The organism is [Clostridium] scindens (genome assembly GCF_019597925.1).
Taxonomy (GTDB): Bacteria; Bacillota; Clostridia; order Lachnospirales; family Lachnospiraceae; genus Clostridium_AP.
This window is the reverse complement of the sequence record NZ_CP080442.1, coordinates 1,436,471-1,454,006: the sequence shown is the minus strand read 5'-3', so window position 1 is coordinate 1,454,006 and position 17,536 is coordinate 1,436,471. Positions and strand designations below refer to the sequence as shown.

The following is a 17,536-nucleotide window of genomic DNA, read 5'->3' as shown; positions in this document are numbered from 1 at the left end:
GTAAAAAAGATGTTAGATTTTAATCAGATAAAAGAAGCGGCGCAAAAATATGAGGCGGATATGACCAGATTCTTAAGGGATATCGTCAAATTCCCGGGAGAAAGCTGCGATGAGAAAGCCCACATTGACCGGATCGCAGAGGAGATGCGCAAATTAGACTTTGACAAGGTAGAGATTGATCCACAGGGTAATGTGCTGGGCTATATGGGAACCGGCAAGACGCTGATCGGCTACGACGCCCACATCGACACGGTAGGCATTGGCAACATCGACAACTGGGAGTTCGACCCTTATGAAGGCTTTGAGTCCGAGACAGAGATTGGCGGACGCGGAACTTCTGATCAGTGCGGCGGCATCGTATCTGCCGTATATGGAGCAAAGATCATGAAGGATCTGGGACTTCTGGATGATACATACCGGGTCGTAGTCACTGGAACCGTCCAGGAAGAAGACTGTGACGGCCTCTGCTGGCAGTACATCATCAACGAGGACGGCGTAAAGCCTGAATTCGTCGTATCCACCGAGCCTACCGACGGCGGCATCTACCGCGGGCAGCGGGGACGCATGGAGATCCGCGTGGATGTAAAAGGCGTATCCTGCCACGGCTCCGCTCCGGAGCGCGGAGACAATGCGATCTACAAGATGGCCGATATCCTGCAGGAGATCCGCGCGTTAAATGAGAATGACGCAGATGAAAAAACCAGCATCAAAGGATTGGTAAAGATGCTGGATGAGAAATATAATCCAGAGTGGAAAGAGGCCCGCTTCCTCGGCCAAGGGACCGTCACGGTTTCCCAGATCTTCTACACCTCTCCCAGCCGCTGCGCCGTTGCAGACTCCTGCGCAGTCTCTCTGGACCGCCGCATGACCGCAGGCGAGACTTGGGAGAGCTGCCTGGATGAGATCCGCGGGCTGCCAAGCGTACAGAAGTATGGAGACGATGTAGAAGTATCCATGTACAATTATGACCGTCCATCCTACACCGGATGCGTCTATCCCATCGAATGCTATTTCCCGACCTGGGTCATTCCAGAAGACCATAAAGTGACCAAGGCTCTGGAGGCAGCCTATAAAGGACTCTACGGCGACAAGCGCCTGGGAAATGAAGAGACGGCTCCATCCCGGATCAACAGGCCCCTGACTGACAAATGGACCTTCTCCACCAACGGCGTATCCATCATGGGAAGAAACGGAATCCCCTGTATAGGATTTGGCCCCGGTGCCGAGGCTCAGGCCCACGCTCCCAATGAAAAGACCTGGAAAGACGATCTGGTAAGGTGCGCCGCCGTCTATGCGGCCCTGCCAGCCATGTACTGCAAGTAGGCTCTTGCCCCAGGCAGCCCTTTGTATCTTAGTATCACAATATCAGGAGGATATAAATTATGAAAACATTACAGGATTATATTGATAAATTAAACAGACTGAACTTTAAGGAAATGTACAATGGAGACTTCTTCCTCACCTGGGAGAAGACGGACGACGAGATAGAAGCCGTATTTACGCTGGCGGACGCGCTCCGCTACATGCGGGAGAATAATATCTCCACGAAGGTATTCGAAAGCGGCCTTGGCATCTCCTTATTCCGTGACAACTCCACCCGCACCCGCTTCTCCTTCGCTTCTGCCTGCAACCTCTTAGGCCTTAAGGTACAGGATCTGGACGAGGGCAAGTCCCAGATCGCCCACGGCGAGACGGTCCGCGAGACAGCCAACATGATCTCCTTCATGGCCGATGTCATCGGCATCCGGGATGATATGTACATTGGCAAAGGAAACGCCTACATGCACGAAGTGGTGGATTCCGTTACCCAGGGTCATAAGGATGGCATCCTGGAGCAGAAGCCTACCCTTGTCAACCTTCAGTGCGACATTGACCATCCCACGCAGGTAATGGCAGATATGCTTCATATCATCCACGAATTCGGCGGCGTAGAAAACCTAAAAGGCAAGAAGCTTGCCATGACCTGGGCTTACTCTCCTTCCTATGGAAAGCCGCTCTCTGTTCCGCAGGGCGTCATCGGACTGATGACACGATTTGGAATGGACGTCGTGCTGGCGCACCCTGAAGGATACGAAGTATTCCCGGAAGTCGAGGCTGTGGCGGCGGAAAACGCAAAGAAATCCGGCGGCTCTTATACCAAGACCAACAGTATGGCAGAAGCCTTCAAAGATGCCGATATCGTCTATCCAAAGAGCTGGGCTCCTTTTGCGGCAATGGAACAGAGAACCGAACTCTATGCGCAGGGCGACCAGGCTGGCATAGATGCTCTTGAGAAAGAACTTCTGGCACAGAATGCCCAGCATAAGGACTGGGCATGCACGGAAGAACTGATGTCCACCACCAAAGACGGCAAGGCGCTCTATCTGCACTGCCTGCCGGCGGATATCACTGGCGTAAGCTGCGAGACCGGCGAAGTGGACGCAAGCGTATTCGACCGCTACCGTACCCCATTATACAAGGAAGCCAGCTATAAGCCTTATATCATAGCTGCCATGATCTTCCTGGCCAAATTCGCTGATCCAGCACAAGTCCTAAAAAAACTGGAAGAAAACGGAAAGCCAAGAGTATTCAAATAAGAAGCGGAGGCTTAACCTATGGCAAAAAAGAAAAGAATTGTAATCGCGCTTGGCGGCAATGCGCTCGGGAACACCCTGCCGGAACAGATGGCAGCTGTTAAGATTACCGCCAAAGCAATCGTGGATCTCATAGAGGAAGGCTGCGAAGTCGTCGTCGCACACGGAAACGGACCACAGGTCGGCATGGTGAACAATGCCATGATTGCTCTGACACATGAAGATAAAGAGCAGCCCAATACTCCTCTCTCCGTCTGTGTGGCCATGAGCCAGGCTTATATCGGCTATGACTTGCAGAACGCGCTACGCGAAGAACTGCTGAACCGAGGCATCACAGACATTCCCGTTGCTACCATGATCACCCAGGTACGCGTGGATGAGAACGATCCGGCCTTCCAGAGTCCCTCCAAGCCAATCGGCAAGTTCGTATCCGCCGAACAGGCCCGGGAGATGGAAGAGAAATACGACTATATCATGATGGAGGATTCCGGCCGCGGCTACCGCCGCGTGGTTGCTTCCCCCAAGCCAGTGGAAATCATAGAGATCGGCACCATAAGGAACATGGTAGAATCCGGCGATCTGGTCATTGCCTGCGGCGGAGGCGGCATTCCTGTCGTCCGTCAGGGCAATCACCTCAAAGGCGCAAGCGCCGTCATCGATAAAGATTTCGCCAGCTGCCTGCTTGCCAAAGAACTGGACGCGGACTATCTCATCATCCTGACCGCGGTTGAAAAAGTGGCGATCAACTTTGGAAAGCCAGAGGAGAAATGGCTTGGCGATCTGTCTATAGACGAAGCCAGGCAGTATATGGAAGAAGGCCATTTCGCGCCGGGCTCCATGCTCCCCAAAGTACAGGCAGCCGTAGACTTTGCAAGTTCCAAGGAAGGGCGAACCGCCTTGATCACGCTGCTTGAGAAGGCCCGGGAGGCCGTCAGGGGAACCACCGGAACCACCTTTCATTTATAAAAAGCACATTTTACCATAATTGCACTTCAGCAGAAGAGCCAGAGGAGAATCCATACCGCGATTCCTTCCTCTGGCTCTTCTGTATTCATTCTACTTAAACCATCCTTTGATCTTGAATATCAGAATCTCCACAACGATGACCAGCAGGCAGATGGCACAGATAACAATATAGCCATAAGGGGATGCCAGTTCCGGCATATTGACAAAATTCATCCCATACCATCCCGCCACCAGCGTAAGCGGCATGAATACGGTGGTGACCACCGTAAGCATCTTCATGATCTCATTCTGGCGCACGTCTATCTGGGTCTGGTGCATCTCTCTTAACTGCATGGAATATTCCTTCAGCATCTGGACGGCAGAATACAGACGCCCTGCCTTATCTGAATACAGGCCGAAAAGCAGGCTGTCCTTTTCATCTCCCTGCTCCGCCGCATTCTGCTGCAGCGTCTCTCCCATGTCCGACAGTTGTTCATAATAGGCGCTTAATGCGGATAATTCCTTGCGAAAAGACAGGATTTTACGGTCAAATCCTTCCGCCTTTCCATTCAGAAGCTCTTCTTCCAGCCTTGTCAGCCGTTCTTCATACTCCTGCAAAAATATCATATCATCCTTCAGAAGATACTCCATAAAGTCAAACAGCAGCAAGGCCGGAGAGGAACTGTCCGTCAGCGGATACCCTTGCATCTCATCCAGGATCTGCCTTACCTTGCCAGCATCGTCGATAAATATCAGTTCTTCCTTCCTCATGCAGAATCCAAATGTAGTCTTTTCCTTTGACGGGGATTCCTTCAAAGGAATGGAAAAGGTCCCCGCGACCGTCTTATTCAGCCGGTCTGCCTTGCAGAATCGGTTATGGCTCACCTTACCGCCTATGAACCCTCTGCACAATAATACCGGGAACTTTTCCTGAAATTCCTCTTCCGTCATAATATTGATCCGGCAGTTCTGTCTTGCAGGCACGTCAGATTCCTGGTATGCGCCGTCTTGCTTTGTCCACTGATATTCCACTGTTTTTAGGCCCCTTTCTATAAATCATCCACCAAAGCGCTGCTTTTTGCGTAAGCCGTGCTTCTCGCCTCAAAAAAATCCGTCTTGATCATATTGGCATTGGAAAACTGGCTTACCCAGGACATGCTGTCCGGCTCTTTTACGTGCCCTTCATAGATTGGCGCAAAACCCAGATTGGTACACCTCAGGTTTCCAAGATACTGGATATAATCCGTAATCATATCCCGGTTCAATCCCTGGATATCGTCACCGATCACGTAATGCCCCCAGCTGATTTCCTGCTGGCACCCTTCCTTTATCATCTCCCGGTATTCTTCTATCCGGCTTTCCGTAAATAATTGCGGCTCTTCTTTCTTAAGTTCCAGCAGGATATTGCGGAACAGCCACAGATGGGTATTCTCATCCCGGTTGATATATCGGATCTCCTGGACAGAGCCGGGCATCCGGTTATTCCTTCCCAGATTATAGAAGAACATGAATCCGCTGTAAAAATAGATTCCTTCCAGAATATAGTTGGCTACCAGCGTCTTAACCAGCACGCCTGCATCCTTCTTCTTCTGGAATTCATTGTACAGATTGCCAATAAACTCATTCCTCTTAAGAAGGTGCTGGTCCTCCTTCCACTGGTACAGGACATCGTTCCGCTCCTGAGGCTCGCAGATGGTATCCAGCATATAGCTGTAGCTCTGGCTGTGCACAGCCTCCTGGAAGGTCTGGATGGACAGGCACAGGTTCACTTCATTTGCCGTAATGTATTCCCCGATATTTGGCAGGTTCGCCGTCTGGATGCTGTCCAGGAAGATCAGGAAGGACAGGATCTTGTCATAGGCTCTCCGCTCTGCCTGCGGCAGTTTTCGGTAATCCTTGATATCCACGCCCATGTTGATCTCTTCCGGTATCCAGAAGTTATTCATGGCCTGCCGGTACCAGTCGCTGACCCAGTCGTACTTCATATTGTTAAAATCATTCAGATTCGTCGTATTGCCGCCTATCATCCTGCGCTTATTCACCTGCGTATCCCCGGATGGATTAAACAGCGGCTTTTTCATTAATTCAGACATATCGTTTCCTCCGTCTTCTTCGAATATTTATGAAGAGCATACTTCGCATTCTTCCACTTCCAGACTCTTGGAGCGGATATAATAGATGGTCTTAACGCCCTCTTCCCAGGCCAGTATATAGAGATCCAGCACTTTCCGGAAGGTATACTCATTGGTAATATACAGATTCATGCTCTGGGCCTGGTCAATATGCCGCTGCCTGACTCCGCATGCCCGCACGGACCAGGACTGGTCAATATAATGGGCATTCTTATAATACCAGAAGTTATCCATGGAAAGTTCCGGCGCTACCCGGGGCATCAGGCCATTCTTCTTCTCTTCCAGGAAGTATCGGCTCATGATCGGATCCAGCCCCGCGGTGGTACCGGCAATGATGCTGGTGCTGCTGGTAGGCGCCACGGCCAGAAGATAGCCGTTTCTAAGGCCATATTCCGCCACTTTCGCCCGCAGTTCCTCCCACCGGCCATCCGTAAGTTCCCGGTCGGCAAAGTAGCTGCCGTTCTGCCATCCGCTTCCTTCAAAATATTCGTAACTTCCCTTTTCCCTGGCACTCCTGCTGCTGGCCTTTATGGCAGCATAGTGGATATCGGCAAACACCTTCTCGACAAATTCCAGATGCTCCTCGCTCTCCCAGGCAATCTCATGCTTGGCCAGCATGTGGTGATAGCCGCTGACTCCCAGCCCGATGGGCCGGTATTTTCGGTTATTGATCCTGGCATAGGGAACCGGGAAGAAATTCAGGTCGATCACATTATCCAATGCTCTTACGGCGCTCTCCGTTATATAGGCTATCTCCTCCTCATCCGCAAGATCCAATCTTCCAAGGGAGAGGCTGGCAAGGTTGCACACCACGAATTCGCCCGGCTTTGTAACCGTCACCACCACCGTCTCCCCATCGATCTCTTCAATCTTCTGCTCCACCTGCTCGATGGCGCTCATATTCTGCGCGATCTCCGTACACAGGTTGCTGCAGTAGATGATTCCCTTGTGGCTGTTGGGATTGGCACGGTTTACCGTATCCCGGTTGAACGTAAAAGGCGTTCCCGTCTCCACCGCGCTTTTGATGATCAGCCTTATAATATCCTTGATGGGAATGACCCTTTTCTGTATCCGGGAATCCCGGACGCAGTCCTGATACCTTTTTTCCCATTCTTCTCCAAAATAGTCTTCCAGCGCATAGCCCTTCACCGTCAGTATCTCATGAGGACACATCAGATACCAGTCTCCTTCGATGTTATCCCTCGCTTCCTTCCAGAAGTAGTCCGGATAGCAGACTGCCGGGAATACGTCGTGAGCCTTCATCCTGTCGTCCCCGTTATTCGTCCTTAGGCCAAGGAATTCCGGAAGATCCCGGTGCCATACGTCCAGATAGACCGCAACCGCGCCCTGGCGCATGCCCAGTTGATCCACCGCGACCGCGGTATCATTGGCCAGCCTGATCCAGCGGATAACGCCCCCTGCTGCCCCCTCGAATCCGCGGATCGCGCTGCCGCTGGCCCGCACCTTTCCGAAATACATGCCCATGCCGCCGCCGAATTTGCTGACCTTGGCAAAATTGTCAATGCTTCTGTAAATTCCATCCAGACTGTCCGGCACCGTGTCTATAAAGCAGGAAGACAGCTGGTGATAGGGCTTTCTTGCATTGGATAACGTTGGTGTGGCCATCGTCACCTTCAGCTGACTTAGCATATCATAGAATCGCTTCACCCACGATTCCCTGTCCTTTTTCTCCTTCATGGCAAGATGCATGGCGATCCCCAGAAACATTTCCTGAGGCGATTCCATCGGCACTCCCTTTCCCGTGCGGATTACATATCTGCCAAGCAGCAGTTCAAGCCCGCTATAAGTAAACAGGTGATTCCGCTTTGGCTCGATAAAAAGGGCCAGACGCTCGATCTCGTCCCTGTCATATGCTTTTAAGATATAGTCTCCGTATAATCCCTGTTCCGTCAGATATGCCAGTTTGTCATAGAAGCATTCGATATGGCAGCGTCTCATATTCTTTTCCAATTTTTGATCAAAGTCCAGCATCAGAAGCCTGGCCGCGATCATCTCCCATTGGGGCGCTTCCTGGGTCGTCAGTTCTACCGCCGCCTTGATCAGCATAGAAAGTTTCTCCTGGTCGTCAAGTTCCGGCTTTCCAAAAGCCTGGAACTTGGCATACAGATGCTCCAGGTCATACTCTTCCTGCGTAAATTCCTTCTGGATCTCCGCCAGTACTAAAGCCAGCCGGTCAAAGGACGGAATCTTGTCAGCCAGCTTCTTTCTTGACTTTCGCTTCCTAGCACGCTCCTCTCTGTATAAAATGTAACTTTTTAATGCTTTATAATGGTTTGCTTCCATCAGCGCCTGTTCCACAAAATCCTGAATCTCTTCCACGGATACGGATGGCTCATCTGTAACTCTATCATCAATCTTTTGCTCTACATTCTTAAGAAGCCTGTCTGCCTCTTCATCAGAAAGCAGATTTCCTACACTTTGGAATGCCAGGCTGACTGCCCGCTTGATCTTTTCCGGGCAATACGCTTCGTTTGTTCCGTTCCTCTTGCTGATTCTCATATACACGTCTACCTCACATACAATTTATTGATTCCACTCAACATCATACCACAATATATTGTTGTCTTCAATCATCTTTCTATCATTCTATTATTTGCCTGAAACAGGCAGTTTCATCCAGGATTCCAAAGAGGATATTGCGAGACATTAGAAATCGATGTATTCTAGACATAGAACTCAGGCACAAGTAGTTAAGATTAAAAAGGAGAAAAAGGATCCCACACATGAAAGAGCCAGCCATTGAACAAATACGAAATTTCCGACTTCATTCCCATCATCTGGATGCAGATTACCAGATGTCGGACATTGCCATGCTCGCAGGAGCATGCGGCATGCAGAATACGCCGCCAGGCGCATGGGAAACTGCGCTTCATAACCGGGTTCCCGGCTGCACCATGTCGCAGATGGAAGACTTGCTTAATAAGGACAGGCTGCTTCTGCAGGCATGGAGCTATCGAGGAGCACCGGTAGTATTCCCGGAAGCGGAAAGCGATGTCTTCCTCTATTCGCTAGCTTCTATAGATCATGGAGGTGAAAAAGAACCCTGGATCTATACCAGCGGCATCTCCCTTGCCCTTGAGTATCTACAGATGGATTTTGACGAACTGCTGGAATTATTGATGCGAGTCATGCCAAGGCTGGATGATGCCTTGATCATCAGCAAGAATTCCCTGGATCAGACCCTGGCTAGCTGGATGCTGCCGTTTCTACCGGCCCGGAAACAGGACTTGTGGAACCAGCCTTCCATGTATGGGGATCCAAACAGGCAGACGGTCGGCGGCGCGGTGGTGTCTTTCCTTCTTCGTCCCTGTTCCTTTCACGGCCTGGTAGTATTCGCAAAACGCCAAAAAACCACGCCCGCCTTTACTTCCTATAAAAATTGGGTGGGCCATCCCATGCAGGTGAGGGCGGATGCTCCCCAAAGGCTGGTCCGCAAGTTCCTGCACTGCTATGGGCCTGCGACCCTCGATATGTTCATCCGCTGGCTGGGATGCTCCAACTCCCAGGGAAAAAGGCTGTGGAAAGCCGTAGAAGAAGAAATGGAGCCGGTCCTTGCACTGGGCAAGAAGGCATTCATCCTGTCCTCTGACAGAGAGCGCCTTTTTTCGCCTTCTCCGCTCCAAAAGGAACTTCTCTTCCTGGGCGGCCACGATCCCTATCTCGACCAGCGTGACCGCCTCATACTGCAGCCGGACAAGTCTTTGCACCGGAAAATCTGGCAGCTGGTAGCAAACCCGGGCGCCATCATTTACCGCGGAGAGATCGTAGGCATCTGGAACAGCCGCAAGAAAGGAAAGGGCATGGACATCAAGGCCGCTCTGTGGGATACACACATCCGGCGGCAGGATATCCTTGTCCTTGCCGAAGAATATGCCGCTTTCCGGCAGCAGGCTGTGGCAGGCATTGAATTCTTGTAATATATAATTCCAATAAGAATATCCGCGTCAGCTCCTCTCTTAGTCAGGTGCTGACGCGGACAATTTAAATGCCCAGCCTTTTTTTCATGGTCTTCTCCACTGCGTTAATGATATTTTCATACCCAGTGCACCGGCACAGATGTCCGGAAAGCATCTTTCTTAATTCTTCTCTTGAATATTCCTTTCCTGACTCCAGGATCTCCACCGCGCTCATAATAAAGCCCGGCGTACAGAAGCCGCACTGCACGGCCGTCTCATCGATAAATGCCTGCTGGATGTCAGATAGTTCCCCATCCGGCCCCATCAGGCTTTCCAGCGTGCGGATATTCTTTCCGTCCGCCCACGCAGCCAGATAGATGCAGGAATTAAAGCACTCGCCGTCTATGATCACATTGCAGGCTCCGCATTCGCCCACTTCGCATCCTTTCTTTACGCTGGTAAGCCGGAAATCATTGCGAAGAAGGTCTGTCAGCGAAGCGCGGACATCTATCATGGTTTCCACTTCTCTCCCGTTAATGGTACAATGAATTCTTTTGAACTGCCTGTCACTCATACCACCGCACCTCCTGACCTCTCAATCGCTTCCGTAAGGGCACGTTTTGCCAGCACATAGGAGATATGCTCCCGAAATGCCTTGCTGGCGCGCCAGCTGTCCCTTGGACGGATATCTTTTAGAACTTCTTTTGCGAACCGTTCGACGCTTTCGGCTGACACCTTGCACCCTGCCACCGCCTTCTCTGCCGACGGCGCGCGCATAGGCACGGGCCCTGCGACGCCGTAGGCGATCCTGGCATCTTCAATCATCTGTCTGTCCGCGGATAATTTTACATTCACGGAACATCCAAGCGTTGCGATATCCATGGCATTGCGCATGGCATATTTAATATAGTGGCCCTTATAGCCATCGTAAGATTCCTTCGGTATCAGGATGGCTGTCTGAATCTCCGCAGGTCTTAGATCTACCTTCCCGGCCTTGATATAGAACTCCTGGATCGGCACCTTTCTTACGCCCTGCGGCCCTGTCAGTTCAATAATGGCATCCCAGGCGAATAGGGTGGAGGCCGAATCTGCCGAGGTCACTCCATTGCAGGTATTGCCGCCGATGGTTCCGATATTCCGTATCTGCGGACCGCCCACCTTATCGACAGCCTCGCCCAATACATGGATGTACTTCTTAATCACTTCATCCTTCGTAATATGGGAGAAGCTGGTGAGGGAACCGATGCGGATGGTTCCATCTTCTTCCATCTTCACGCCCCGCAGTTCATCCAATCCATAGATGCTGACCAGTTCTTCTCCAGCCCTCTTGCCTTCCCGGATCTGGATCAGGACATCGCTTCCTCCTGCGATGATCAAAGCCTCCGGGTGCTCCTTTAGTAATTGAATTGCATGCGATATATTATCTGCCTCATATAATGCTTTTATATCATACATCCAGAAGCCCTCCTTTCCGAAATTCCTCGAATAAGACATGGGGACTTAGAGGCAGCGTGTCTACGCCGACTCCTGTCGCGTTGAATACTGCATTGCGGATAGCTGGAGCCACGGAACAGACCGGAGGCTCTCCCAGCGCTTTCGTTCCGTACGCGCTGGTAGGCTCATAGTTTTCTACAAAGTCTGCCTTAAGTTCCGGGTGGTCCATGGTTGTGGACAGCTTATAGTCCAATAGCGTTCCGTTCAACGTCTTTCCGGTCTTGGGATCGAACTTCAGGCATTCTGACAGGCCATATCCGATTCCCATGCTCATCCCGCCGTGAACCTGAGCCTTGGCCAGCGCCGGGTTGATCAGCCTGCCGCAGTCATGGACATTGACTGCATCCACCAGCTTGACCTTGCAGGCCTCGATGTCTACTTCCACTTCCGCAACCGTGCATCCAAAGGAATAAGCATTGCTTTTGATCTGATAGGTGCTCTCCGCCGTTATATGCTGGCTGTGGCTCAGGCTGTAGAATGCTTCCAGCGCCAGTTCTTCCATGGACAGCAGTTCTCTTCCATCCGACTTTCTAACGATCATCCCGTCCACAATATCTAGAATTCCAGCGGGCATCCTTGTCATCTCATGGGCATAGCCTAAGATCTTCTCCTTTAGAAGGAGCGCGGTCTGCTGGATCGAAAAGCCGCCCACATACGTCTGCCTGGAAGCGTAGGCCCCCGTTCCAAATGGCGTAAGATCCGTGTCCTGATTGGATATCACATGGACATCTTCCAGCGGGATTCCCAGCGTCGAAGCTGCCATCTGGGCAAACGCCGTATCCGCCCCCTGTCCAATCTCCGTCTCTCCAAGCTGAATCTGGATGGACCCATCCTGGTTCAGTACCATGCGACAGGAAGAGGACTCCAAAGAGATCGGCCACACCGCCGTATTGTACCAGAAAGCCGCAATGCCAATGCCCTTCCTGATATTTCCCGTCTGATTGCCATACGCTTCTGCCTTCCTGACATAATCCGTATGCGCGATCGCCTTATCCATGCATTGGCTGAAGGTGTCCTCATAATTCTCGTTCTTAGAGAATCCATCCACGAATCCCTTCGGCATCAGGTTCTTTCTCCTGAATTCCAGCGGGGACATGCCAATCGCCTTTGCCACGTCGTCCGTGTGGCTTTCCACGGCAAACATAGCCTGGGGAATCCCATATCCTCTCATGGCGCCTGCCACCGGGCGGTTGGTAAATACCGTATAGGAATCTGCCTCCACATTCGGGCAGGGATACAGCTGCGGGAACGCGCCCATTCCCTTTGCCACTACGCTGTGACCATGGGACGCGTAGGCCCCCTGATTGGAGAACGCCTCCAGTTTCCTGGCCACGAATGTCCCGTCCGGCCTGACATAGGATATAATATGGCTTCGGATAGCATGCCTTACCCGGTTGCAGGCAAAGGTCTCTTCCCTGCTTACATCCAGCTTGACCAGATGGCCTCCCGTCACCTGGCTTAGATAAGCGCACAGCGGTTCATAGAGCACATCCTGCTTATTGCCGAATCCTCCCCCTATGTATGGCTTGATGACTCTTACCTTGCCCCAGGGGACTCCCAGCGCCTGGCCTACGACCCTCCTTACGATATGCGGGATCTGGGTCGAACTGACCACATTCATCTTATGATTGGCCTGATAAGCGTAGCAGATAAAGTTCTCGATATGGCAGTGCTGCACGGAAGGCGTATCGTACCATCCCTCCACTTTGATCAGGCCCATCTCCTTGATTGCCTCCTCGTAGTTCCCGTTCCGGATGCTGGTATGCTTCAGTACATTCCCCGGATATTCCTCATGAAGCCTGGGCGCGCCTTCTTCCATGGCCTCCTGTACATCCAGCACGAAGGGATACTCCTCATACTGTACCTGAATGGCCCGAAGGGCCTGGCTGGCCGCCACCTCGTCTTCTGCAATGACCGCGGCCACATCGTCACCGTAGAAACGGACCCGGTCCGTCAGCATCAGGCGGTCCGCCACGTCCTGATGACTTTCCTGCGTAGACCAGGGGTGGCCTGCGGTAGGGAAGTAATTCTTCGGCACGTCAAAGCAAGTAACCACCTTGATCACGCCCGGTATCTTTCTGGCCTCGTCCGCATCTATTGATGTCACCCTCCCGTTTGCGACCGTAGAATGCAATATCTTCGCGATATATGCGCCTTTGTCGCAGAGGTCATCCGTATACTTTGCATAGCCCGTAACCTTGTCAAAGGCATCCACCCTCTTTACGCTGGCGCCAATAACTTCTCTGCGTTCCTCCATCCTATCACCTCCAGAATATCTCTTTTCCTGCTACATATTTTCCCTTGATCTTCGCGCCCCCGCTAAGATAAATCAGGCGCTCCAGCCGCTCTTTCACCTCCATATCCCGGCTGGAGATGGCGCTGTCATCGACGATGAGCACATCGAATTCATATCCTTCTTCCAGGCTTCCCACCTTGCCAAAGAAGGAGCCGCCGCCCTTGGTTCCAAGATAGAATGCTTCTATAGCCGTCAGAGGCTTTAACGTATCATCCACCAGCCTCCACCTGAGCTTCGACGCCTGGATGGCATGTGCCATGGCGGCAAAGATATCTTCGCTCGTTCCTCCTGCCACATCGCTTCCAAGCCCGACAGGAATTCCCTCATTAAGAAATGCCCGTACCGGCGCGATGCCGGAAGACAGATTCATATTAGACTCCGGGCAATGGGCCACATAGACGCCATTTTCCTTCATGCGCCTGCGCTCCCTCACGTCTGAGTATACGCAGTGGGCCATCACCGTGCTGCAGTCTGCCCCAAACAGCCCGAACCGGTCATAGGCATCCCCATAGAATTCTGACTGGGGACACAGTTCCTGCACCCACGCCACCTCGCTTTGATTCTCCGACAGATGGGACTGTACCGGAAGGCCAAAATGCATCTGCACCTTCTTGAGATTCTCCATCAAAGCGTCGCTGCAGCTGGGAATAAACCGCGGCGTCAGGATCGGCCGGGTAATCTGGTAGCGCTTCTTACAGTCCTTAATCCATTCTACGGTATCTTCCGCGGATATGTCCGCGCTCTTTTCTATCAGATAAGCCGGACAATTGCGGTCCATATTCACTTTTCCTACCATAGTATGCAGGCCCGACGCCTCCAGCATATCCATTAGAAGTTCCGTTGCTGGCACATGGATAGTTCCGAATATGCAGGCCCTTGTCGTCGCGCTTTCCTTCAAATTATGTACAAAGTCTCCATATGCCTTTCTGGCATATTCCAGATCCTGGTACTTGCCTTCCTCTGGAAATGTATGCTCATTCAGCCAGTCCAGAAGTTCCAGATCCATTCCCAGTCCCCGGAAAGTATACTGGGGCGCATGGACGTGCAGATCACACAGCCCCGGCAGGATCAGATCTTCTCCACAGTCCCTGATAGGAAGATTCTGATACTCTCCGGGCAATTCCTGGCATACCCCCAGGGATACCCCCTCTTTGCAGATCACATAGCCTTGCTTCATGACTGCCAGCTCCGTCAGATTCCTGCTGTAGCAGATATCCCCCCGTAAAATAAAAATAGGTTCATTCATCGGCAATATCCTCCTTTCCCGAAGTCCGCAAGATATCCGCAGACTTCTCATGCGGATACTTATAGACAACTATTCCGGTAGTTGGTAGAAACGTTCAACCGATTATGAACCTATATAAGTTTCCAGTTATTTCATTTTTTATAAATCTATCGTATCATAGGATTAAAAAACCGTCAATGGATTTTACATGCCGGATTGGGACTTCTGGATCTGTTCATTCAAGTCATTCAAATATACCCATCTCTCCATCTTTTCTTCCAGTTTCTGCTCCATCTCTTCCTTATCCTTAAGCAGTTCATTAAGCCTGGCTGAATTGGTCGCATTTGCCGCTATCCGGCTGTCAAGTTCCTCTATCTTCGCTTCCAGGGCTGCAATCTCATCGTCAATAGCCTCAAATTCACGCTGCTCTTTAAAACTGAACCTTAATTTCTTATCACGCTTCTTCCACGTGTCCTTCGAATTCTCTGCCGGACTTTCTTCCACATTAGGCGTCCTGTCATCCCGGCTTTCCTTTCTTGCGCCGGGTGCATCCATTTCCTCTGGAAGCGCTTCTAATTCTTTACGGATCAGATAATCGGAGTAGCCGCCTTCGAACTGGCGGATCACGCCGTCCCCTTCAAAAGAAAAGATACGGTTCACCGTACGGTCCAGGAAATAGCGGTCATGGGATACGACGATGATGATGCCGTCAAACCGGTCCAGATAATCCTCCAGTATGGTCAGCGTCTGAATGTCCAGATCGTTGGTTGGCTCATCTAAGATCAGCACATTGGGCGCGCCCATCAGAATCCGCAGCAGATACAGCCTGCGCTTTTCCCCGCCGGAGAGTTTCTCGATCTTCGACCACTGAAGCGCCCCGTCAAACAGGAAGTTTTCCAGCATCTGAGAGGCAGTGATCTTGCCGTCGGAAGTCGTGATATACTCTCCCACTTCTTTGACATAGTCAATGACCCGCATGGAATCATCCATGTATTCATTCTCCTGGGAGAAATATCCCATGCGGATCGTCTGTCCTATATCCAAACTGCCCGCGTCCGGCTTTACGATCCCATTGATAATCCGAAGGAGCGTGGATTTTCCGCACCCATTTGGCCCGATGATGCCGATGCGGTCGTTTTTCAGAAAGATGTAGCTGTAATCCTCTATCAATTTCCTGTCATCATAAGATTTGGATATACCCGCAAGCTCGATGGTCTTATTGCCCATCCTGGATGCCACGGAATCCATGGCAACCCGCTTTTCTTCCTGGATATCCCGGATCTCCTGCATGGCCTTGATGCGGTCTATGTGAGCCTTCTGCTTCGTGCTTCTTGCCCGGGCCCCACGGCTTAGCCACTCCAGTTCCGTCTTCAGGATGCTCTTTCGCTTGCGCTCTGTTGCCAGCGCCATGTTCTGGCGCTCCTCTTTCAGGCGTACGAACTGAGAATAGTTGCCCGGATAATTGTATATCTTGCCCTGATCCACTTCCACGATCCTGGTAGCCACCCGGTCCAGGAAATAACGGTCATGGGTCACCATCAGGATGGCTCCCCGGAAACTGATCAGATACTCTTCCAGCCACTCGGACATCGCATTGTCCAGGTGGTTGGTCGGCTCGTCCAATACCAGGATGTCCGCAGGCGTAAGAAGCGCATTGACCAGAGCCACCCGCTTCTTCTGCCCGCCTGACATGTGCCCGATACGTTCCTCATAATCCGTGAATCCCAGCCGGTTCAGCATGGCCTTGGCATCCGCCTCTATGGTCCAGCGGTTCAATTCATCCACATTGCCCTCCACCGCAGCCTTCAGTATCGTGGTTCCTTCCTGAAAGACAGGGGTCTGGGGCAGATAGCAGATCTTCACCTGGCCGCCCATGCTGATCTTTCCCGAATCGCATGGCTCGATCCCGGCTGCCACCTTAAGCAGCGTGGACTTGCCCATCCCGTTAATCCCGATTACGCCGATCTTTTCATTCTCATTGATGCTGAATCCTACATCGTCCAGAAGCACCCGGTCCGTATAAGACTTCGTTATATGTTCCATTGTCAGCAAATTCATCTTTATCGCCTGCTCCTCTTCGCAATTTCTTTCCCTATTATACAGAATACAGAGCGAAATCACAAGGCAAAGCGGACATAAGGCGTTACATATTCAGGAATCCCGCATCCACCTTTACTTCTGCGCCGGAGATATAGCGGGCTGCCTTATCATCTGCCAGGAATGTGATGATATTGGCGCAATCCTCCGGCTGTCCCAGAATCGGCTTGGCTCCCTCCACCGGAGGAGTGATCGTATGAAGCGGCGCGGCATTGCCCGCCCGAAGCTGCCACTCCAGGATGCCGATATTCTTCTCTCTGGCCGCGCGGTTTATCTCTGTCTTGATATTGCAAGGCAGGATGCAGTTGCAGCGGATCCCTTTCTCATAGAAGCTGACCGAGAGGTTCCGAGTAAGGCCCAGCACGGCATGCTTGGTCATAACATATGTGGCGCCGCCTTTCAATCCGCGTATGGACGCCGCAGACGCAACATTCACGATGTTGGCAGGCGTTCCCTGCTCCAGGAATATCTTGATCGCGCGCTGGCAGCCCAGGTAGACCGCGCGCTGGTTGGTCTCATATTCGTAGTCATAGATTTCCTGGGAGGTCTCATGTATCGGCAGCTGTCCATCCAGTACTCCGGCATTATTAACCAGGATATCCAGATGCCCGAATTCTTCAAGGCAGGTATCGAACATTCTGTCAATCTGCTTTGGAACGCGCACGTCCGTCTGAAGAGGCAGGATGCAGCCTGCTCCTCCTTCTGCCTCTACTTCTGCCTTCAGCGCTTCCAGCCTATCCAGCCGGCGGGCCGCAGCAACAACCTTGGCGCCTTCCATTGCAAAAATCTTTGCGCAGGCGCGCCCAATGCCAGAACTTGCGCCCGTGACAATGACTGCTTTTCCTTCAAATCTCATA

At 51.7% G+C, this 17,536-nt stretch carries 13 protein-coding genes and 1 riboswitch; of the genes, 4 read left to right on the top strand and 9 right to left on the bottom strand.

Annotated features, from left to right (window positions below; genetic code table 11):
• Nucleotides 1-9 precede the first annotated feature (9 nt).
• Genes K0036_RS06930 through arcC form a run of 3 tightly spaced genes read left to right on the top strand, consistent with a single transcriptional unit; the run spans nucleotide 10 to nucleotide 3,539 of the window.
• On the top strand, nucleotides 10-1,323 hold the full coding sequence (locus K0036_RS06930) for a YgeY family selenium metabolism-linked hydrolase (RefSeq protein WP_220431033.1): 1,314 nt from the start codon (nucleotides 10-12) through the stop codon (nucleotides 1,321-1,323).
• 59 nt (nucleotides 1,324-1,382) lie between these two features.
• Nucleotides 1,383-2,576: a knotted carbamoyltransferase YgeW gene (gene ygeW, locus K0036_RS06925; RefSeq protein ID WP_173693017.1), complete on the top strand. Its 1,194-nt coding sequence runs from the start codon at nucleotides 1,383-1,385 to the stop codon at nucleotides 2,574-2,576.
• A gap of 18 nt (nucleotides 2,577-2,594) precedes the next feature.
• A complete protein-coding gene (gene arcC / locus K0036_RS06920; protein WP_173695058.1) occupies nucleotides 2,595-3,539 on the top strand; it encodes a carbamate kinase in 945 nt (314 codons plus the stop codon).
• Between the two features lie 90 nt (nucleotides 3,540-3,629).
• On the opposite strand, the gene K0036_RS06915 is transcribed toward arcC, so the two are convergent.
• Genes K0036_RS06915 through K0036_RS06905 form a run of 3 tightly spaced genes read right to left on the bottom strand, consistent with a single transcriptional unit; the run spans nucleotide 3,630 to nucleotide 8,170 of the window.
• Nucleotides 3,630-4,550: a CorA family divalent cation transporter gene (locus K0036_RS06915; protein ID WP_025644084.1), complete on the bottom strand. Its 921-nt coding sequence runs from the start codon at nucleotides 4,548-4,550 to the stop codon at nucleotides 3,630-3,632.
• Nucleotides 4,551-4,567: 17 nt separating this feature from the next.
• On the bottom strand, nucleotides 4,568-5,611 hold the full coding sequence (locus K0036_RS06910) for a ribonucleotide-diphosphate reductase subunit beta (RefSeq protein ID WP_025644086.1): 1,044 nt from the start codon (nucleotides 5,609-5,611) through the stop codon (nucleotides 4,568-4,570).
• Nucleotides 5,612-5,638: 27 nt separating this feature from the next.
• Entirely contained in the window at nucleotides 5,639-8,170 is a 2,532-nt protein-coding gene (locus tag K0036_RS06905; RefSeq protein WP_220431032.1) for a ribonucleoside-diphosphate reductase subunit alpha, read from the bottom strand.
• A 224-nt stretch (nucleotides 8,171-8,394) separates the two neighbouring features.
• Between K0036_RS06905 and K0036_RS06900 the strand changes: the two genes are divergently transcribed.
• Nucleotides 8,395-9,588: a winged helix DNA-binding domain-containing protein gene (locus K0036_RS06900; RefSeq protein WP_220431031.1), complete on the top strand. Its 1,194-nt coding sequence runs from the start codon at nucleotides 8,395-8,397 to the stop codon at nucleotides 9,586-9,588.
• Between the two features lie 64 nt (nucleotides 9,589-9,652).
• Here the strand turns inward: K0036_RS06900 and xdhC are convergent, their stop codons facing one another.
• From xdhC to K0036_RS06870, 6 genes are all read right to left on the bottom strand, one after another.
• Entirely contained in the window at nucleotides 9,653-10,141 is a 489-nt protein-coding gene (gene xdhC / locus K0036_RS06895) for a xanthine dehydrogenase subunit XdhC (RefSeq protein WP_220431030.1), read from the bottom strand.
• Entirely contained in the window at nucleotides 10,138-11,022 is an 885-nt protein-coding gene (gene xdhB, locus K0036_RS06890; RefSeq protein WP_220431029.1) for a xanthine dehydrogenase subunit XdhB, read from the bottom strand. Before xdhB ends, xdhC begins: the two co-directional genes overlap by 4 nt.
• The gene (xdhA, locus tag K0036_RS06885; protein WP_220431028.1) at nucleotides 11,015-13,318 is read right to left on the bottom strand and encodes a xanthine dehydrogenase subunit XdhA; all 2,304 of its coding nucleotides are present in this window, start codon (nucleotides 13,316-13,318) and stop codon (nucleotides 11,015-11,017) included. Before xdhA ends, xdhB begins: the two co-directional genes overlap by 8 nt.
• Nucleotides 13,319-13,322: 4 nt before the next feature.
• A complete protein-coding gene (locus tag K0036_RS06880; RefSeq protein WP_220431027.1) occupies nucleotides 13,323-14,603 on the bottom strand; it encodes an amidohydrolase family protein in 1,281 nt (426 codons plus the stop codon).
• Between the two features lie 42 nt (nucleotides 14,604-14,645).
• Nucleotides 14,646-14,741, bottom strand: a riboswitch (purine riboswitch).
• Nucleotides 14,742-14,786: 45 nt separating this feature from the next.
• Complete coding sequence (locus K0036_RS06875) at nucleotides 14,787-16,640, bottom strand: ABC-F family ATP-binding cassette domain-containing protein (RefSeq protein ID WP_220431026.1); 1,854 nt, start codon at nucleotides 16,638-16,640, stop codon at nucleotides 14,787-14,789.
• Nucleotides 16,641-16,725: 85 nt separating this feature from the next.
• A complete protein-coding gene (locus K0036_RS06870; protein WP_220431025.1) occupies nucleotides 16,726-17,535 on the bottom strand; it encodes an SDR family NAD(P)-dependent oxidoreductase in 810 nt (269 codons plus the stop codon).
• Nucleotide 17,536 lies beyond the last annotated feature (1 nt).